This is a genomic window from Hydrogenophaga sp. LT287 (assembly GCF_055702805.1).
Map to the genome: position 1 here is coordinate 1 of NZ_JBVPZC010000012.1, position 19,328 is coordinate 19,328.

The 19,328-nt window shown below is 67.2% G+C and carries 12 protein-coding genes; 2 read left to right on the forward strand and 10 right to left on the reverse strand.

Going from position 1 to position 19,328, the window contains the following annotated elements:
* The 5 genes from AC0GNR_RS10895 to AC0GNR_RS10915 form a co-directional block, all read right to left on the reverse strand.
* The coding region (locus AC0GNR_RS10895; RefSeq protein WP_472900050.1) for a helix-turn-helix domain-containing protein at positions 1 to 178 on the reverse strand (178 nt) is incomplete at its 3' end.
* A gap of 216 nt (positions 179 to 394) precedes the next feature.
* Positions 395 to 1,042 carry a response regulator gene (locus AC0GNR_RS10900; RefSeq protein ID WP_472900983.1) on the reverse strand — a complete coding sequence of 216 codons (648 nt, stop codon included), beginning with the start codon at positions 1,040 to 1,042 and terminating at the stop codon, positions 395 to 397.
* Entirely contained in the window at positions 1,039 to 4,407 is a 3,369-nt protein-coding gene (locus AC0GNR_RS10905) for a chemotaxis protein CheB (protein WP_472900984.1), read from the reverse strand. The genes AC0GNR_RS10900 and AC0GNR_RS10905 overlap by 4 nt, the downstream gene beginning before the upstream one ends.
* Positions 4,408 to 4,586: 179 nt before the next feature.
* Positions 4,587 to 6,383, reverse strand: coding sequence for an MORN repeat-containing protein (locus AC0GNR_RS10910; protein WP_472900985.1), 1,797 nt, complete (start codon positions 6,381 to 6,383; stop codon positions 4,587 to 4,589).
* A gap of 33 nt (positions 6,384 to 6,416) precedes the next feature.
* The gene (locus tag AC0GNR_RS10915) at positions 6,417 to 7,787 is read right to left on the reverse strand and encodes a hypothetical protein (protein WP_472900986.1); all 1,371 of its coding nucleotides are present in this window, start codon (positions 7,785 to 7,787) and stop codon (positions 6,417 to 6,419) included.
* A gap of 152 nt (positions 7,788 to 7,939) precedes the next feature.
* On the opposite strand from AC0GNR_RS10915, the gene AC0GNR_RS10920 reads away from it, so the two are divergent.
* Entirely contained in the window at positions 7,940 to 8,902 is a 963-nt protein-coding gene (locus AC0GNR_RS10920; protein WP_472900987.1) for an AEC family transporter, read from the forward strand.
* A gap of 210 nt (positions 8,903 to 9,112) precedes the next feature.
* Positions 9,113 to 11,326, forward strand: coding sequence for a catalase/peroxidase HPI (gene katG / locus AC0GNR_RS10925; RefSeq protein WP_472900988.1), 2,214 nt, complete (start codon positions 9,113 to 9,115; stop codon positions 11,324 to 11,326).
* 211 nt (positions 11,327 to 11,537) lie between these two features.
* On the opposite strand, the gene priA is transcribed toward katG, so the two are convergent.
* The 5 genes from priA to AC0GNR_RS10950 all read right to left on the reverse strand — a co-directional run bounded on the left by priA (position 11,538) and on the right by AC0GNR_RS10950 (position 19,293).
* Positions 11,538 to 13,754, reverse strand: coding sequence for a replication restart helicase PriA (gene priA, locus AC0GNR_RS10930; RefSeq protein WP_472900989.1), 2,217 nt, complete (start codon positions 13,752 to 13,754; stop codon positions 11,538 to 11,540).
* Between the two features lie 897 nt (positions 13,755 to 14,651).
* On the reverse strand, positions 14,652 to 15,755 hold the full coding sequence (gene hemE, locus AC0GNR_RS10935) for a uroporphyrinogen decarboxylase (protein WP_472900990.1): 1,104 nt from the start codon (positions 15,753 to 15,755) through the stop codon (positions 14,652 to 14,654).
* Between the two features lie 113 nt (positions 15,756 to 15,868).
* Positions 15,869 to 16,312, reverse strand: a complete 444-nt coding sequence (locus AC0GNR_RS10940) for a rhodanese-like domain-containing protein (protein ID WP_472900991.1) — start codon at positions 16,310 to 16,312, stop codon at positions 15,869 to 15,871.
* Positions 16,309 to 16,950, reverse strand: coding sequence for a redoxin domain-containing protein (locus AC0GNR_RS10945; RefSeq protein ID WP_472900992.1), 642 nt, complete (start codon positions 16,948 to 16,950; stop codon positions 16,309 to 16,311). The genes AC0GNR_RS10940 and AC0GNR_RS10945 overlap by 4 nt, the downstream gene beginning before the upstream one ends.
* 93 nt (positions 16,951 to 17,043) lie before the next feature.
* Positions 17,044 to 19,293, reverse strand: a complete 2,250-nt coding sequence (locus tag AC0GNR_RS10950; RefSeq protein WP_472900993.1) for a protein-disulfide reductase DsbD family protein — start codon at positions 19,291 to 19,293, stop codon at positions 17,044 to 17,046.
* Positions 19,294 to 19,328: the final 35 nt, after the last annotated feature.

The window sequence follows — 19,328 nt, forward strand, 5'->3', positions numbered from 1 at the left end:
TCGCACCCCAGCCGCCAGCGTCAAACAGATCGATAGCCGTTCGCACTGTCGGGTAGCTCAGCCCCGTCATCGTGACGATCTGCATGATCTTGGTGCCTTGTCTGTACAGCCTCACGACCTGTTTGCGTCGTTCGTGAAGTTGCTCCAGTGTCTGACTTCTTGCGCTTTCTTTTTCCATGACACTCTGATCGCGAAAATCAGACAAAGTTCAGACTTTAACGGGCCTTATCTATAGCTTTGGCCAGCCCACGGGCCTATACAGCAAGCGCGTGATTTTGAGTACCTGAAACCAGGTATTCGCTGTGTGGGTGTGCGGTTGTTGGCGGCGGCGTTGCCGCGTCAATACGCCTGCCTTGCAGACTTTTCGCACCCCGTGGGCGCGGCGTGCGCCGGCTCAGGCCGTCACCAGGCCTTCGCGTATGGCGTATTTGGTGAGCGCGGCCAGGTTGTGCAGGTCGAGCTTGCGCATGATGTTGCGCCGGTGGGTTTCGGCGGTGCTGGGTGCAATGTGCAGGGCCACCGCTATTTGCGCCGTGCTGTGGCCTTCTGCCAGCAGGCTCAACACCTCTTTTTCACGCGGGCCCAGGGGGTTCTTGTGCCCCTCGCTGGCGGGCGAGCCTTGCCGCGTCACGGCGTCGGCCAGCACGGTGGCTGCTTCCGCGCACAGGTAGGTTTTGCCTTCCGATGCCTGGTGAATGGCGCGCACCAGCTCGTCGCCTGCGGCCGACTTGGCCACATAGGCGGTGGCGCCGGCGTGCAGCATTTCCAGCACAAAGCGCTTGTACACAAAGGCCGACAAGGCCACCACCCGCAAACGCGGTAGCCGGGCATGCAGACGGCGGGTGGTGTCAATGCCGTTGAGGCCGGGCATGCTCACGTCCATCACCACCACGTCGGGCTGCAGGGTGTCCACCAGCGCTTCCACCTGAGCGCCGTCGCTGGCCTCGCCCACCACTTGCATGCCGGGCGAATGCGCCAGCATGGCCCGCAGCGCTTCACGAAACATGGTGTGGTCGTCCACCAGCAGCACCCGGATCGTCATGGTTGTTCCTTGGTGGGGGCTTCAATGGCCGCCAGGCCTTCTTCAAGCAGTGGCACCGACAGGGTGACCACCGTGCCATTGCCGGGGGTGCTCATCACGCTCATGCTGCCGCCCAGGTAGCCCAGGCGCTCGCGCACACTGAGCAGGCCAAAACCGCCACGGCCGTTGTGGGCGGCCAGTTTGTCCGGGTTGAAGCCGGCGCCGGCGTCGCTCACGCTGATGTTCAGCCGCTCGCCTGTGTCGTGCGCGGTGGTCACGTTCACGGTAATGGTGGCGGTTTGCACCTTGGCGTGTTTGGCCACGTTGATCAGCAGTTCACGCACCGCCCGGAACAACGTGGCGCTGACCGACGGGTCGAGCGGTTTGGCCGCGCCGTCGTCGTGTATGGCCACGCGCAGCTTGTAGATGTGCATGATCTCGTCGGCCAGCCAGTCCAGCGCGGGGATCAGGCCCATGTCGTACAGCATGGGCGGGCTGAGTTGAAAGGTCATGGTCCGCACCCGGCGGTTGGCTTCGTCCACCGCCGCGGTGCACTCGTCCAGCGCCTGGCGCTGTGGTGCGCTGAGCTTGAGCCCGTTCATGGCGGCGGCCTTGAGCTTGATCAGCGCGATGAGCTGGCCCAGGTGGTCGTGCAGGTCTTGCGCCAGGGTGCGGCGCTCGCGCTCTTCGGCCAGCGCCAGCGCGGCCGCCAGGGTGCGCATTTTTTGGGTGCGCTCACGCAGCTCGCGCTGGTGGGTTGCGGCCATGTCGCTGCGCAGGTTGCGCAGGGTTTCTTGTGCCAGCTGGCTTTCGGTGATGTCGGTGTAGGTGACGATGACGCCGCTGACCTGCTCGCCTTCCCCCCGGTAAGGCAGCACCCGGCGCAGAAACCAATGCCCCTGTTCGTTTTGAAATTCCAGGTGAACGGGCTTGAGCTTGGCCAGCACCTGCTTGGCCGCTTCCACCAGGCCACCGCCGCCGAGCTCGGGCGAAAAGTCGCGTATGGGGCGGCCCACGTCGCTGCCAATGAAGCGAAACAGGCCCTGCGAAGCGGGGGTGAACCACTTGATGCGGAACGCCGTGTCCAGGCACACCGTGGCAATGTCGCTGCTGGCCAGCAGGTTGCGCAGGTCGGTGTTGGACACCTCCAGCTCGCGCACCTTCACCTCCAGCTGCTGGTTCACCGTGGTGAGCTCTTCGTTGAGCGACTGCAGCTCTTCCTTGGAACTCTCCAGCTCTTCGTTGAGAGAGCGCAGTTCTTCGTTGACCGACACCACCTCTTCGTTGGACACGGTGAGGTCTTCGTTGGCCATTTCCAGGCGCTCAATGGTGTTTTGCAGGTCGTCCCGGGTGACGCGCAGTTCGTCTTCCAGCTGGCGCACCAGCGCCGCTTCGGCGCTGCCGTTGCCGGGCACCAGCGCGGGCTGGCGGGCGTGTTCAAACACCACCAGAAACAGGCGCCCCAGGTCGCCGCCGGGAGTGGGCGTCACGGTGAGCTGAACCGCGTGAAAGCTGTTGCCGTGTTTCATGCGCGCATCCAGCACCTGCACCGGGGCTTCGCCCTGCGCGGCCTCGCGCAGCGCGGCCCGCACGCGTGAGCGCAGGCCGTCGCGCACCAGGGTCAGCAGGTCTTGTGTGGGTGCACCGCGGGGGCGGACCAGAAATTCGTCGGTCGGGCCGCAGAAATACAGCACCTCAAAGTTGCCGTTGACCAGCACCGAAGCGGGCGAAAAACGGTCCAGGATGAGCTGCTGGGCAATGCCGGCGGCCTGGCTCAGGCGCGGAACGCCCCGCACCGGCGCGGGGGCCAAGCCGCTCTCGCGCGTTTCGCCGAGCACGGTGGGCAGCGCCGGTACGGGGCTGCGCACGCCACTTTCGCGCCGGTAAATGCGCCACTTGGCCGACAGGGGTTTGAACAAGTCTTCGCGCCCGCTCACCGACTCGGCCGTGCCCAGCAGCAGGTGGCCACCGGGGCGCAGCGCAAAGTGAAACAGCCCGATGATGCGTTGCTGCACCTCGGGCTCCAGGTAAATCATCACGTTGCGGCAGCTGATGAGTTCGACGCGGGCAAACGGGGGGTCGGCAAACAGGTTTTGCAGGCCAAACACCACCGCTTCGCGCAGCGGCTGGTTAACCTGGTAGCTCTGGTGCTCGGGCACTTCGGTGAAATAGCGGCGCAGCCGGGCCGGGGTGATGTGTGCCGCAATGCCGGCGGGGTAGCGCCCCCGGCGGCCCACTTCCAGGGCTTCGCTGCTGGTGTCGGTGGCAAATATTTGTACCGGGCAGGTTTTGCGGGCCAGGCGCAGGCGGTCCAGCACCAGCATGGCCAGGGTGTAGGCCTCTTCGCCGGTGGAGCAGCCAGGCACCCAGATGCGAATGGGTTCGTCGTTGTGTTTGCCGGCCACCAGCGGCGCAATCACGTCGGCTTCCAGCGTTTTCCAGGCTTCGGGGTCGCGGAAAAACTCGGTCACGCCAATGAGCAGGTCGCGAAACAGCGCGTCCACCTCGTCGGGGTCGCGCTTGAGCAGGGCGGCGTAATCGGCGTCGCGCAGCATGCCGTGCATGCTCATGCGGCGCTGAATGCGCCGGCGCAGCGTGCCGCTTTTGTAGCCCGCAAAGTCGTAACCGCGCTGGGCCTTGATGGCCTTGAGCATGTCTTGCAGCGCCTTGGGTTGCGCGCCTTCCATGGGCACTTCTTCGGTGCTGCGGGCATAGGGGTGGCTGGCGTAGCTGGCCAGCACCTTGGGCATGCGTTCGACCGCCAGCACGTAGTTGGTCACGCCCGAGGCCAGTGCGCTGCGGGGCATGCCGTCAAACTGGGCAGAGGCCGGGTCTTGCACCAGCACCAGGCCGCCGTGGGCCGCAATGTTTTTAAGGCCCAGGGTGCCGTCGCTGCCGGTGCCCGAGAGCACGATACCAATGGCCCTGGCCCCCCGGTCTGCGCCCAGCGAATTGAAAAAATGGTCAATCGGCAGGTGCAGGTGCTGCTGTTCGTCGCGTGGGGTCAGGCGCAGGTGCCCGTTGACCACGGCCACCTCTTTGTCGGACGGTGAGGTGTACACATGGTTGGCTTCAATGCGCGCGCCGTCGGTGGCTTCCACCACCGGCATGCTGGTGCATTTGCCAAACAGCTCGGCGGCCAGGCTGGTGTGCGAGGGGTCGAGGTGCTGAACGATGACGAAGCCGATGCCGCTGTCGTTGGGCATGGCCCGAAAGAGGTTGCGAATGGCGTCGTAGCCGCCGGCCGACGCGCCGATGCCCGCCACACAAGGCCCGGCCGCCGGGCCAGTGGGTGCGGGGGCTTCGGTGGCGGGCAGCGGGGGGGCCGCAGCGGCAGCGCTTTTGCGGGGGCGTTTCTGAACAGGCTTGGTGGGCAAGGGTCCCATCCTTTGGGTTTGGTCTGTGCCGGATGTGGGTGCAGGTGACCCAGACGCGCAACACAGGTTGATATTTCAACATTGTGGCGCCTGCCAGCCGCCGCGCCACTGCGCGTGCTCAATGGGCTGCCGGTTTTGCACCCCGGCGTGCGCCGGGGGCGGCTGCGGTAGAGCCGGCGCTCAGCCCCTCAGGACGGGTTTTTGCGCATCAGTGCGCCGTCGGCGGTCTGGGCGTCGTTGTCGTACACGCCTTCCCAGTGGTCGCCGTTGGCCCAGGTCATGCGGCCTTTGCCGTGTTTTTTGCCCTGTTGCCACTGGCCGGTGTAGTGGTCGCCGTTGGGCCAGCGAAAACTGCCTTCGCCTTGGGGCTGGCCCTTGGCCATGGCGCCTTCGTAGCGTTCGCCCGAGGCGAAGCGCAGGGTGCCGCGGCCCTCGGGGGTGCCTCCCACGAGATCGCCCTCAAACACGTTGCCGTTGGCAAAGCGCAGTTTGCCCACGCCATGGGGTTGTTCGTTGACCCAGGGGCCTTCGTAGTGCTGGCCGTTGGCCCAGTGGTAGCTGCCCTGGCCGTCGGGCTTGCCCTGGTTGAAGCGGCCTTCAAAGCGGTCGCCCGAGGCGTAGAGCATGCGGCCCTGGCCGTGCGGCAGGCCGCGCGCCACCTCGCCTTCAAAGCGGTTGCCGTTGGCAAAACCCAGCTGGCCCTTGCCCTGGGGTTCGTCGTCGACCCAGCTGCCGGCGTAGCGCTGGCCGCTGGCCCACACAAACTCGCCCTGGCCGTGGCGGCGGCTTTTGCGCAGGTCGCCGCGGTAGTGGTCGCCGTTGGCCCAGCGCACCTGGCCGTTGCCGCTCAGGCCTTCTCCGTCGCGGGTGAAGGGGCCGGTGAAGCGGGTGTCGCCGGCCTGGATGTCGAGTTCTTTGGCGGCTTCGGCGGGCGCGCTGCTGGGGGCGCTGGTGGCTGGCAAGGCGGGTGCTGCGGCCTGCGCGGCCGCGCTTGCAACGGCGGCCATGGCGGCTGAGGCTGCCGGGGCGGGCGCCGCACCCAGCGCGGGCGCCGTGGTTGCGGCCACGGGGGCGGCAGCGCCGGGCAATGCGGTGGCCACCCAGGGCGTGCCGCGGTCGCGGGCCTGGGTCTGGGCGTGGTTGCGCGCCACGTCCTGGGCCTGGCCTTTGCATTGGCCCTGGGCTTCGCGCCACAGGGTTTCCGCGATTTGCGACTGGGTTTGCCGCTCGGCCACGCTCAGGCTGGCGCTGGTGCGGCGCAGTTGCTGGCTCTGGTCGCGGGCGCGCTCAAAGGCGGGGGCGCAAAACTCGGCGTTGTGGGCGTCGGTGGCGGTTTGCTCGCGCCGCTGCAGGGCGGTTTGCTGGGCCTCGCCGGCGCAGCGCTCGGCCGCCACGTCCCACATGTTTTCGGCCTTGCGGTACAGCACCGAGGCGTCGATCCAGCGCCGTTCGCGCACCGCCTGCTGGGCCAGGTCTTGCAGGCTGGTTGCGTTTTTCTGGCCGTTGGTGCAAGCCGGGCTGGCGTCGAGCTGGGCGTTCAGGCTGGAGCGGCTGCGCTCGCTGTCGGCCAGGTTGCGGCGGGCGCGCTCCTGGGCGCGGCCTTCGCAGCGCTGGGCCGCCAGGGTCCACAGCGCAATGGCTTCGTCCACCCGTTGGGCCAGCTCGGCGGCGCCGGTTTTGTTGGACTGCGCGGTGGCCGCTTGCAGGTCGGCGGTCATGGCGCGGTCGCTCAGGGTGTTGCAGTTCTCGGGCGGTGCGGCGCTGGCCACGGGCGCGGGGGGCTGGGCCTGGCCCTCACCCAGGGGCGAGAGGGCGGGGGGCTGTTCGGTGGGGGCGCTGGCTGTGGCGGGCTCGGGCGCGGGGGCCAGGCTGGCGCTGACGGCGCTGGTTTGTGCGCCCGCGCTGGCGCAGGCCAGCCAGAGCAGGGCGCCCAGCGCGGTAAGCGTGGCGCTGTGCCGTGGGGTGGTGTGTGTGGGCTTGGGCATGGGGTGCGGGTGGGGCAAGGTGGGGCGGCTGTGTCAACGGCTGGAGGCGGCCACCGGCAGGCCGGTGTCGGGCATTTCCAGCATGGCTTCGATCAGGCCGCGCGCATACGGGTTGGTGCCACGGGGCTCCAGGTCTTCGTAGCTGAAGGCCTGCTGGGCCGAGGCCAGCGGCATGTCGGCCTGGTCGAAGTCCAGCGTGTCGGGCCGTATGCCTTTCAGGATGGCCACCACCGCTTCGCTGTGGCCGCCCTGGGTGGCCAGGGCCTGCACCGAGGCCATGCGCTCCGGGTCAAAGGCCAGCGCGTTGGTGAGCAGGTTGCGCTCCAGCAGCTTCTGGTGCAGCGTGAAGCCGGCCAGCGGGTTGGCGCCCAGCTGCTGCATGCGGGTGTAGGCCCAGGCGTCGGCGTGGTCAAACACGGTGGCCGCCACGCGCGAAATGCCGCCCAGCAAGCCCCGGTTGGCCGCCACCTGCTGCATGCTGGCCACCACCTGGGCTTGCGTGAGCGCTTGCACCGACTTGCCGATGGCTTCCTTCATTCGGTTGGTTGCAAAGGTTTTGGCTTGTTCGATCAGCTGCTTCTTGAGGACCTCACTGACCATAGAGGCCGCCGTCTGCCGCGCGGTGGACACCGCCGCTTCGGCCATTCCGGCCGTTGAGGCCAAGGAAGCTACGGTGTAGAGCGTGCTCAGCAGGGACGTGCCGTAGTCGTAGGCTTTCATGCGCATCCCGCCTTCTTCGGACACGTCCTGTGTCCATAGCACGGCCCACAGCGCTTCGTCTTCGGTCAGGTCGGCCTTGATGAGTTCGAGCGGGTGGTAGCTCATGAGCCAGTGGTAGTCCTGCAGCTCGGGGGTGTTGGGCGGGGCCAGCCGGGTGTAGCCGCGGCAGACCTGAAAGGGCTGGAGCTGCACGGTTTTGCCGGTGCTGGTGGTCACGGCAAACGGCCGTCCGCGCTCGCGCATGCGGCCCAGTTCGGCCAGCAGCTTCGGGGCTTCGTTGCTGGTGCTGCCGTCAATGTCCACCAGGCGCTCGCCGGGTTTCAGCGGCGCGTCGTGGGTGCTGGCCACCACCGTGAGGCGTTCGTCCACCCCCAGCGCCCGCACCCAGGCCACGCGCTCGGTCTCTGCCCAGCCCTGGCTGGTGGCCACCGAAATGGGCAGTTCCCACTGGCGGTCGCAGTCGGCGTCTTGCAGGCGCGCCGAGCGGGCGATAGCCGGGCGCAGGGTTTGTTCGCCCTGGCCGTAAAGGCTGATGTTGGCCAGCAAGGCAGGGTCCACCGGCCGGCCATCGTCGACCGTGAATTGGGGGGCTGCACAGCCGCCGAGCAACCCGGCGGCGGTGAGCAGGGACAGCGCCAGAGGGCGCAGGCGGGCGGTGGGGCTTGGGTGGCGCGTGGGTGACATGGCAGGGCGCGTGTGACAGGAGGTATCTCTTTGTAACGAATAAGCTTAACGCCAGGCTTTCAGCCCGTGGCGCCGTTCAGACATTCGGCGCGCTGGGCGCGCTCTGCGGCGGCGTGGGGCGTGGCGCGACCACAACTGAGACAATGCCCCCCGTGCTCAATATCCTGCTTGTCACCTTTCCCTTCTTCGCCCTTGTGCTGGCCGGTTTTCTGGCCGCGCGGCGGCGCATGTTGCCGCTGGAAGCCATTCCGGGCTTGAACGGTTTTGTGCTGTTTTTTGCGCTGCCGGCCATGCTGTACCGCTTTGGCTCCACCACGCCCATTGCGCAGCTGCTGGACGCTTCGGTGGCCGGCGTGTATTTGCTGTGCGCGCTGGTGATGGTGGGTTTTGCCATCGTCATGACCTTGAACAGCCGCATCCGCTGGAACGACGCGTCGCTGGGCGCGCTGGTGGCGGCGTTTCCCAACACCGGTTTCATGGGCGTGCCGCTGCTGGCCGCGCTGCTGGGGCCGCAAAGCGTGGGCCCGGTGATTGTGTTGATCGTGGTGGACATGGTCATCACGAGTTCGCTGTGTGTGGCGCTTTCCAGGCTGGACGAGGGCGAGGGCCATGGCGCTGCGGCCATGCTGGATGCCGGTAAAAAAGCCTTGCGCGGTGTGCTCACCAACCCCATGCCCTGGGCCATTTTGCTGGGCGCGGCGGCCTCGGCCGCCAGCTTCACGCTGCCGGGGCCAGTGGAAAAAACCGTCTGGCTGCTGGCCGACGCGGCTTCGCCGGTGGCGCTGTTCACCATTGGCGCGGTGCTGGCGCGCTCGCAAATGCAGTCCAACCACCCCATGCCTCTGGGCGACTATGTGCCCGTGGCGCTCATGAAACTGCTGCTGCACCCGCTGCTGGTGCTGGTGGTGGGGCTGGCCGCCATCCAGCTGGGGGTGCCGCTGGACCGTTTTGCGCTCACGGTGATGGTGCTGGTGTCGGCCCTGCCCAGCGCCAGCAACGTGTCGTTGCTGGCCGAGCGCCTGGGCGCCGACAACGGGCGCATTGCCCGCATCATCCTGGTGACCACCGCCGCCGCGTTCTTCACCTTCTCGGGCGCGGTGGCGCTGATGACCTGAGTGTCATAGGTGGTGACTATTGATTATCTAGTCAAAATCAGTTTGTCAAATGAATGGGTGGCGGCTACAGTGAGGACTCGATCACTTGCCGGAGCCCTGCCATGAACACCAACGACACCCTCGCCGCTTTTGTGGCTGACTGCGTGGAACGTTTGGCGGCACTGGCCCTCGCAAGCTGAGCGAGCCTGTTCAACCCACTGGAGACCCACCATGAGCAACCCCAACACCGAAGCCAAGTGCCCGTTTCACGCTGCCGCCGGCGCACGCGCCACGCAAGGCGCACAGTCCAACGCCGACTGGTGGCCCAACCAGTTGAACCTGGGCATCCTGCACCAGCACGCCCCGGCGTCCAACCCCATGGACCCGGACTTTGACTACGCCGAAGCCTTCAAGACGCTGGACTTTCCCGCGCTCAAAGCCGACTTGGTCGCGCTGATGACCGACAGCCAGGACTGGTGGCCCGCTGACTGGGGCCACTACGGTGGCCTGTTCATCCGCATGGCCTGGCACAGCGCCGGCACCTACCGCACGGCCGACGGCCGCGGCGGCGCCGGCACCGGCAACCAGCGCTTTGCGCCCATCAACAGCTGGCCCGACAACGGCAACCTGGACAAAGCACGCCGCCTGCTCTGGCCCATCAAGCAGAAATACGGCAACGCCATTTCGTGGGCCGACCTGTACATCCTGGCCGGCAACGTGGCCATGGAGTCCATGGGCTTCAAGACCTTCGGTTTTGCCGGCGGCCGGGCCGACATCTGGCAGCCTGAGGAAGACATTTACTGGGGCGCCGAAGCCGAATGGCTGGCCACCAGCGACAAGCCCAACAGCCGCTACAGCGGCGACCGCGACCTGGAAAACCCGCTGGCCGCCGTGCAGATGGGCCTGATTTACGTGAACCCCGAAGGCCCGGACGGCAACCCCGACCCGGTGCTTTCAGGCCGCGATGTGCGCGAAACCTTCGCCCGCATGGCCATGAACGACTACGAGACCGTGGCGCTGGTGGCCGGTGGCCACACTTTTGGCAAGGCCCACGGCGCGGGCGACCCCAAGCTGGTGGGCCCCGAGCCCGAGGCCGCACCCATGGAAGCCATGGGGTTTGGCTGGATCAACCAGCTGGGCACCGGCAAGGGCGCCGACACCACCACCAGCGGCATTGAGGGCGCCTGGAAACCCAACCCCACCACCTGGGACATGGGTTACTTCAAGGTGCTGTTCAAGTACGACTGGGAACTGGTGAAGAGCCCGGCGGGCGCACAGCAGTGGCTGGCCAAAGACGTGCTTGAGGAGGACATGATTCCCGACGCGCACCGTCCCGGCGTGAAGCACCGCCCGATGATGACCACGGCCGATCTGTCGCTCAAGTTCGACCCGGCCTACGAGAAAATCTCGCGCCACTTTGCGGCCAACCCCGACGAGTTTGCCGACGCCTATGCCCGCGCCTGGTTCAAGCTGACCCACCGCGACATGGGGCCAAAGAGCCTGTACCTGGGCCCTGAGGTGCCGGCCGAAGAGCTGATCTGGCAAGACCCGGTGCCTGCGGTGGCCCACCCCGTGATCGACGCGCAGGACATCGCCGCCCTCAAGGCGCAGGTGCTGGCCTCGGGCCTGTCGGTGAGTGAACTCGTGTCCACTGCCTGGGCCTCGGCCTCCAGCTTTCGCGGCAGCGACAAGCGCGGTGGTGCCAACGGTGCCCGCATCCGCCTGGCGCCGCAGAACAACTGGGAAGCCAACCAGCCGGCCCAGTTGGCCAAGGTGTTGACCGCGCTGGAATCCATTCAGCAGGCGTTCAACGCCGCGCAAACCGGTGGCAAACAGGTGTCCATGGCCGACCTGATCGTGCTGGCCGGCAGCGCCGCGGTGGAAGCCGCCGCCCAGGCCGCAGGCCAGAGCGTGGCCGTGCCGTTCACCCCGGGCCGCACCGATGCGAGCCAGGAGCAGACCGATGTGGAGTCGTTCAGCGTGATGGAACCGGTGGCCGATGGCTTCCGCAACTACCGCAAGAAGGCCTACAGCGTGGCGCCCGAAGAGATGCTGCTCGACAAAGCGCAGCTGCTCACCCTGAGCGCCCCTGAAATGACGGTGCTCGTGGGCGGTCTGCGCGTGCTGGGTGCCAACCATGGGGGCTCAGCGCACGGTGTGTTCACCCAGCGCCCTGGCCAGCTCACCAACGACTTCTTCGTCAACCTGGTGGACATGTCCACCGCCTGGAAGCCCAGCGGCGACAACGCCTATGAAGGCCGCGACCGCAAGACCGGCGCCGTGAAGTGGACCGCCACCCGCGTGGACCTGGCCTTTGGCTCCAACTCGCAACTGCGTGCGCTGGCCGAGGTGTACGCCCAGAACGACGGCCAAGCCAAGTTTGTGCGCGACTTTGCTGCCGCCTGGACCAAGGTGATGAACCTGGACCGCTTTGACCTGAAGTAAAGCGAACGCTCCGCGCTGCGCGCGGAGGTGGGGTCTCAGGCCCCCGCAGCTTCGGCTGCGGGGGCTTTTTTTTGGGGCGGTGCGAAGATCGGGGCCCCCAAATGGAACGACCACCCTTGGGTGGCCGTGGTGTGCCGCCTGTTATCTCGCAGGCGTTGGGCACCGGTGAATTTTGCAGGGCGCCTGTGACGGTGGCGTGACAGCCGCAGCTTCAAATCGCCAGCGGGTCCACGTCCACCGCAAAACGGATCAGCCCGCGCGCTTCGGGCAGGCTGCGGCAGTCCAGCAGCACCGGTTGCCAGGCCGACAAAAAGCGCTGCAGCGCGCCACGCGAAGCGGCTTCCACCAGCAGCTGCGCGCGTTCAACATTGGCCACGCGCTGAATGGTGAGCGGCACGGCCGGGTACAGGGTGATGGCGTCGCGGTAGGGCAGGCCCAGGCTCTGCAACGCGGCGCCGTTCAAAAACGCCTGCGCGGCGGCTTGCGTACGGGCGTCGGCCCGCAGTAGAGCCTGAAAGCCGTAGGGCGGCATGCCGGCCTGCTCGCGTTCGGTCAGCTGTTCGGCGGCAAAGGCCGGAAAGTCGTGTTTTTTCAGGGTGGCAAACAGCGGGTGCTGCGGGTACCAGGTCTGCACCCACATTTCGCTGGCGCCGCTGTGCGCGGCGTCGCGCCCGGCGCGCCCGGCGGCCTGCATGAGCAGGGCAAACAGGCGCTCGGGCGCGCGGTAGTCGCTGGCAAACAGGGCGCTGTCGGCGTTCACGCTGGCCACCAGGGTGATGCGCCGAAAGTCGTGCCCCTTGGCGATCATTTGCGTGCCCACCAACACATCCACCTCGCCGCTGTGCATGGTGGCCAGTTGCACCTCCAGGCTGCCTTTGAGCCGGGTCGAGTCGGCGTCCATGCGGGCCACGCGGGCCGGGCCGCCGTCGGGCCGCGTCACATCGGCCAGCAGGGCGCTCAGCTGTTCTTCAATTTGCTCCGTGCCGCGGCCCACGGGGGCAATGTCCAGGTTGCCGCAGTCGGGGCAGGCGCGGGGCACGCGTTCGGTAAAACCGCAGTGGTGGCAGCGCAGGGTGCGGTCGAGTTTGTGGAACACGCGGAAGGCGCTGCAATGCGCGCAGGCGCTTTTCCAGCCGCAGTCGTGGCAGGCCAGCACCGGGGCGTAGCCGCGCCGGTTGAGCAACACCATGCACTGCTCACCCCGGCCAATGCGCTCGGCCATGGCGGCCACCAGCGGTGGCGCCAGCACGGCGCCCTTGGGCTGGTGGTTCATGTCCACCAGGCGCAGGCGGGGCAACGCGCCACCGCCTATGCGCCCTGGCATCGCCAGGCGCACATAACGCCCCTGGTCGGCCGCGTGCCAGCTTTCCAGCGACGGCGTGGCCGAGCCCAGCACCACCTGGCAGCGCGGGTTCGCATCCTCTCCCCGACTTGCCCCCTCTCCCTCTGGGTGAGGGCGGGGGTGAGGGCCCGCGAGAAGCAGCGCCGCTTCAGCCGCCAGCGCCTCCGTCTCCACCTTCGCCCGGTACACCGCCAGGTCCCGCGCCGAATACCGCGCGCCTTCCTGGCTTTTGTAGCTGGGGTCGTGTTCCTCGTCCACCACGATCAGGCGCAGCCCGGGCAGGCTGGCAAACACGGCCATGCGCGTGCCCAGCACAATGCGCGCGGCGCCGGTGTGCGCGGCCAGCCAGCTGTTCAGGCGCTGCGGCGGCGTCATGCCGCTGTGCAGGCACACCACCGCGTCCGGGCCATACAGCGGCTCAAAGCGCTCCCGAAAGCGCGCCTCCAGCTGGGGCGTCAGGTTGATCTCGGGCACCATCACCAGCACCTGGGTGGGGCTGCTGCACTCGGGCGTGGCGGTGTCCAGCACCTGGCGGGTGGCGCGCAAATACACCTCGGTTTTGCCACTGCCGGTGGCGCCATACAGCAGCACCGGCGCCTGGGCGCTGTGCAGCGCGGCCAGCGCCTGGCGTTGTTCGTCGCTCAGGTCGTGGCCGTCGCTCGCGGTGTCCGCGGCGGTTGTGCTGGCTTCGGGTGCTGCTGCCGGGCTGGTTTTGGCGCGGCGCTTCAGCCGGCGCGCCAGCTGCTCGTTGCTCAGCTCGCGCAGTTGGGGCGGCAGTGCGGCCATGGCCACCTCGCCCAGGCTGCGCTGGTAATACTGGGCGGCAAATTTCACCAGCTGGCGCCAGCGCGGGTTCAGCGGCGGCACACCTTCCAGCACGCTCGCCACCGCCTTGGTCTGGGCTTCGGTCAGGCCCTCGGGTGGCTCGGTGGCGCATTCCCACACCACGCCCAGCACCTCGCGTTTGCCCAGCGGCACGCGCACCAGCGTGCCCGGCGCAAGCAACAGCTCACTTCGGTAGCTCAGGCTGGCACCCACGCCGCTGTGGGCTGGGGTGGCCACCACCACGTTGGGCCAAAAGGTCATGGTTAGCGGTTTTTCTTCAGTCGAACTGTCGGAAGGCGGTGTAAGTCGTTGATTTGTCAGTGCATCTGGACATATCCAGAGCTTCTGTGGATAACTTTGTTGATAGCTTGTGCTGGAGCCTCTGGAGGCCTTACAAATCAAGGGTTTACTTAAACTGCCTTTTTAAAGGGCAGAAAAACAAAGCCTATATAAATCAATGACTTGTGTCATCTTATACCCCCCGGTGGGTGCGCCTGTGGTTGGCGCTGGGCCAGCCAGCGGGATGACAAAAATTTGTGCATAACTGCGTGTTGTCAAGTCCGGGTTTGGCCTTTTTCTGTGCTATGCACCTGCGGGAATATGAATTATTTGGCATTAAAAACCCCGCAGCGTTGCATTTTCACCGTGGAACCAGCTTGGGGCGGGCTGTGGCCACCCAGAGGGGGTTTTTTTGCCGCGGCCGGTTCTCCCCAGGGCTGGTATCGCACCCCGCTTAGCGGCTTTTCCTCAGCCCAACTGTCGGAAAGCGGCGTAAGTCCTTGATTTGACAGTGCATCCGGACATATCCAGAGCTTCTGTGGATAACTTTGTTGATAGATTGTGTTTGGGCCTCTGGAAGCCTTACAAATCAAGGGTTTGCTTAAACTGCCTGCTTAAAGAGCATTTTCACAAACGCTATATGAATCAAGCACTTAGCGACGCTCATGCGCTGGGCCTTCGGTGCGGGGTGGTACCGCCGGGTATGCCGCGCCGCAGCAAAAATTTTGTGCATAACTGGGCTTTGTCAAGCCCGTTTTTCTCCGTGTTTTGTGTTATGGGCTGCTGGCGGGTGGGTTTTGAGCACCCCGGGCGCTGGGCGAGGCCCTGCCCAGAGAGGCGCACAGCCTGCCTGGCAGGGTCCCGGCCGGCCGGGCCGCTTCAGCTTGGCATGCGCAGGCGTTTGGAATGGCTGTGCACCGCGTTCACCAGGGCCGACACATGCTCGGGCGGCGTGAACTGGCTGATGCCATGGCCGAGGTTGAAGATGTGCGTGGCGCCAACGCCGGGGCCTTGGTGTGGCTTGCCAAAGCTTTCCAGCACGGCGGCCACTTCGGCGTCGATCTGTTCGGGCTGGGCAAACAACACGTTCGGGTCGATGTTGCCTTGCAGCGCCTTGCCGTGGGCGCCTTCGCCTACCTGCGCGCGGGCGCGGGCCAGGTTCACCGTCCAGTCCAGGCCCAGCGCGTTGCAGTCCAGGTCTTTCATGTCGTCCAGCCACAGGCCGCCGCCCTTGGTGAACACAATGCGCGGAATCACCACGCCGGCGTGCTCGCGCTTGAGCTGCGCCAGCACCCGCTTGGTGTAGGCCAGGCTGAACTGCTGGAACTTGCCGTCGGCCAGCACGCCGCCCCAGCTGTCAAACACCATCACGGCCTGCGCGCCGGCTTCAATCTGCGCGTTCAGGTAAGCGGCCACGGCGTCGGCGTTGATCGCCAGGATGCGGTGCATCAGGTCGGGCCGGCTGTACATCAGCGTTTTCACGGCGCGGTAATCGTCCGAGCCACCGCCTTCGACCATGTAGCAGGCCAGCGTCCAGGGGCTGCCCGAAAAACCAATCAGCGGCACCCGGCCATTCAGGGCTTTGCGGATGCTGGTCACCGCGTCAAACACATAGCGCAGTTTCTCCATGTCGGGCACGGCGAGCGCGTCCACGTCGGCTTCGGTGCGCACCGTTTTCTGAAACTTCGGGCCTTCACCCAGCGCAAAAGAAAGGCCCAGGCCCATCGCGTCGGGCACGGTGAGGATGTCGGAGAACAGGATGGCCGCGTCCAGCGCATAGCGCTCCAGCGGTTGCAGCGTCACCTCGGTGGCGTAGTCCACGTTGGTCGCCAGCCCCATGAAGCTGCCGGCCTGCGCCCGGGTGGCGCGGTATTCCGGCAGGTAGCGCCCGGCCTGGCGCATCAGCCACACGGGCGTGTAGTCGGTGGACTGGCGCAAACAAGCGCGCAAAAAGGTGTCGTTTTGCAGGGGGGCGAAGCTCATGGGGGTATCCGGTTGCGGTCGAGAGGAAGCGCAGATTATCCCGCGTGGGGCAGGGCCTGCGGTTTGGTGGACGCCGGCGCCGTGGCCGGCCAGCGTGAAAGACGCTCAGCCTCTCAGGACTTCGGCAGCCCAAACGGCTTGACCATGGGCCAGCCTTTTTGGGCCCAGTCGCTCATGCCGCCGTGCACGTAGCGCACGTTGTTCCACCCCGCTTCTTTCATGGCTTGCACCACTTTGCTGGACCGGTTTTGCGTGTTGCAGATGATGAGCACGGGCTGGGCCGGGTCTTTGGGAATTTCGCTGGCGCGCTGGTTGAGCTGCGACATGGGCAGCAGCCGCGCGCCGTTGGCCACGCCGGTGGCGTGTTCGTCGGGCTCGCGGATGTCGAACATGACGACCTGTTGGCTTTCAAACAGCTGGCGGCCTTCTTCCAGGCTGACGCGCAGGGGGTCGGGGGTGGCGTCAGCCGAGCAACCGGCAGCCAGGGCCAGGGAAGCCAAACCCAGCAGGGCGAGGGCGCGGCGGTTGATGTGCGAGGGGCGGGGTGTGTGGGTCATGCGGCGGCGTTTTTGTATTTGATGCTGCAGCCATAGGCCTGGCTGGTGGGGGTGGTGAGGGGTTTGCCAGCGAGCAGTTCGTGCAGGCCCTGGCGCACGTAGTTGGTGGCTTTTTCAATGTCGGCCACGCGGGCGGACGGGATGCTGTCAATACCGCCGGCGAACACCAGCAGGCCCTGGGGGTTGACGATATACATGTGCGGCGTGACGCGGGCGGCGTAGGCCTGGCCCACGGTGCCGTCTTCGTCCATCAGGGTGGCGGTCGGGCTGGCTTTTTGATCGGTCATCCAGCGCGCCAGCTGGGCCGGGCTCATGTGGTCGGCGCTGTCGTCGCGGGTCGAGTTGATGGCCAGCCACATCACGCCTTGGGCGGTAAATTCTTTTTGCAGCGCCTGCATGTTGCCGTTGTAGTGCTTGCGCACAAAGGGGCAGCCGGGGTTGTTCCATTCCAGCACCACGGGCTTGCCTTGGTATTGCGACAGTTTCACGGCTTTGCCGGCGGTGTCGCTGAGCGTGAAGTCGGGCGCGGGCTGGCCCACGGTGGCGGCCTGGGCCATGCGCGGCAGCAGGCTGGCGGGCAGGGCCAGCGCGCCCAGGGCGGTGGCGCTGAGGGTGGTGAACTGGCGGCGTTTCAGCATGGTGTGTCTCCGATGTGCAGCAAAACTCCTAGGACACGGCCGGGGCGGTTTGGTTTGCGCCGCCGGGGCCGCCAGAGCCTGCAGCCCGTGGCATCACAAGCCCGCCAGCGCCGTGCGCACATCGTTCACGCTCAACACTTCCGACAGCACCGTGGCGGGTTGGCCGTTTTGGTAGAGGGCGTACACCGGCACGCCGTTGCGGCCCAGGCTGGCCAGGGCGGCGGTCACGGCGGGGTCGCGCCGGGTCCAGTCGGCGCGCAGCAGGGCCACATTTTTCGCGGCCATGTCGGCCAGCACGCTGGCGTCGGCCAGGGTGGTGCGTTTGTTGTACTGGCAGGTCACGCACCAGGCGGCGGTGAAGTCCACAAACACCGGGCGGCCCTCGGCCAGCAGCTCGGCCTGGCGCTCGGCGCTCCACGGTTGCCAGCTCAGGCCTTGCACGGTGGTGGCCACGGCAGCACCCGGTGTGGCGTCGGCCATGCGGGTCACGTTGGGGCCCACGGCCCAGCCCAGCCACAGCAGGCCCGCGAGCGACAAGCCCGCCAGTGCGGTGCGGCTCTTGCCGCGCAAACCCAGCGACCACACCAGCAGCGCCAGCACCACCAGCAGCATGAGCAGGGCGGCCGCGCCGTCGATGCCGCTTTGTTGCCCCAGCACCCACAGCAACCACACCACGGTGGCAAACATGGGGAAGGCCATGAGCTGGCGGAAGGTGTTCATCCAGGCGCCGGGGCGGGGCAGGGCGCGGGCAATGGCGGGCCACCAGCTGGCGGCCAAGTAGGGCAGGGCCATGCCCAGCCCCAGCATGCCAAACACGGCCAGCGCCTGCACCGTGGGCAGGCCAATGGCCAGGCCCAGCGAGGCGCCCATGAACGGCGCGGTGCAGGGCGACGCGATGGCCGTGGCGAGTACGCCGGTCAGGAACGCATCGGCGGTGGGGTTTTGGGCCTGCAGGCTGGCCACGCGGCTGGGCAGCACGCTGCCAAATTCAAACAGGCCCGCCAGATTCAAACCGATGAGTGTGAACAGCACCGCCAGTGCCGCCACCACACCGGGGCTTTGCAGCTGGAAGCCCCAGCCCAGTTGCTCGCCAGCCGCCCGCAGGCCCAGCAGCAGGCCGCCCAGCGCCAGGAAGGAGAGCACCACACCGGCGGTGTAGGCCAGGCCGTTGGCGCGGTGGGCGGCGCGGTCGTCGGCATGCTTCGCAAAGGCCAGCACCTTGATGGCCAGCACCGGGAACACGCAGGGCATGAGGTTGAGGATGGCGCCGCCGATGAGCGCGCCCAGCAGCGCGGCCCACAGCGTGATGGACGGGCCGCTCGGCGCTGCCGGCGCGGTGGCGGCGCGGGCGGCGTTGGCGTCCAGCGCGGCTTGCAGGGCGTCGGGCACGGCCGCAGGCAGCGGGGCAGCGGCGGGCCAGGCGCCTTGCACCGGCACGTCCAGCCACACACCGGGGCTGCCCGCGCCTGAGCCGCTGGGGTTGGCCAGCGCCACCACCAGCGGCACCTGGGCCGGGCTGTCGGCGCGGTGCGGTGAGAGTGGCACGCGGGCGGTCCAGCGCTCGCCCGTCCAGGCCTGGGTCCAGGCGGCGCCGGGTTCAATGAGTCCACTGGTTTCGGGGAAAAACTCCAGCGTCTGGCCGCGCCAGGCGGCAGGCAGGCCGTCGAGCGACACGTTGAGCCAGCCGGCTTCGGGCACGAGCGTGCTGCCCGCTGCGGGCTGGGTGGTGGGGGCGGCGGCCCACGCGGCTTCAAAGGCCATGCCGTGCAGCGCCGTGGAGCCTTGCACCGGAATGCGCAGCGTGAAGTTGCCTTCTTCGGGAATGCATTCCTGGCGGCAGGCGAGCCAGGCGGCGTAGAGCGTCACGTCCACATGGGTGCCGGTGAAGCCGGGGTCGATGGTGAGCGGCACGGGCAGCAGCACGGTGCCGTCATAACCGTAGTTGGCCAGGGTGCCGAGCGGGAATTTGCGCGGGGTCGGCCAGGCAATGTCGCCGGCCATTACCCCGGCGGGCAGGGTCCATTGCAGTTCGGTGGGCAGGCCCGAGTCGCCCGAGTTTTTCCAGTAGGTGTGCCACTGGGGCTGGTGGGTGAGCTGCAGGCCCACCCACACGGTTTTGCCGGGTGCCGCGCCTTCGGGGGCGTGGGCCAGCAGCTCGGCGCGCACCTGCTCGGTTTGCACCACGGTAGCGCTGGCCGTGGCCGACAGCAGACCCTGGGCTTGCGCGCTGGGCGCCAGCAGCACCGCCACGGCCCAGGCCAGCAAGCAGGCGGCGAGCCAGCCGCTGAACCGCCCGAAAGGAGCGGGGAGGGCGGCGGCGGTTTTGAACGGGGTGGACAACATCACGGGCGGCTGGTTAGGAATGGGGCGTGGCGGTG

Coding starts and splice junctions, on each gene's coding strand:
- AC0GNR_RS10900 (WP_472900983.1), bottom strand. CDS start 1,042: ATGACGATCCGGGTGCTGCTGGTGGACGACCACACCATGTTTCGTGAA.
- AC0GNR_RS10905 (WP_472900984.1), bottom strand. CDS start 4,407: ATGGGACCCTTGCCCACCAAGCCTGTTCAGAAACGCCCCCGCAAAAGC.
- AC0GNR_RS10910 (WP_472900985.1), bottom strand. CDS start 6,383: ATGCCCAAGCCCACACACACCACCCCACGGCACAGCGCCACGCTTACC.
- AC0GNR_RS10915 (WP_472900986.1), bottom strand. CDS start 7,787: ATGTCACCCACGCGCCACCCAAGCCCCACCGCCCGCCTGCGCCCTCTG.
- katG (WP_472900988.1), top strand. CDS start 9,113: ATGAGCAACCCCAACACCGAAGCCAAGTGCCCGTTTCACGCTGCCGCC.
- priA (WP_472900989.1), bottom strand. CDS start 13,754: ATGACCTTTTGGCCCAACGTGGTGGTGGCCACCCCAGCCCACAGCGGC.
- hemE (WP_472900990.1), bottom strand. CDS start 15,755: ATGAGCTTCGCCCCCCTGCAAAACGACACCTTTTTGCGCGCTTGTTTG.
- AC0GNR_RS10940 (WP_472900991.1), bottom strand. CDS start 16,312: ATGACCCACACACCCCGCCCCTCGCACATCAACCGCCGCGCCCTCGCC.
- AC0GNR_RS10945 (WP_472900992.1), bottom strand. CDS start 16,950: ATGCTGAAACGCCGCCAGTTCACCACCCTCAGCGCCACCGCCCTGGGC.
- AC0GNR_RS10950 (WP_472900993.1), bottom strand. CDS start 19,293: ATGTTGTCCACCCCGTTCAAAACCGCCGCCGCCCTCCCCGCTCCTTTC.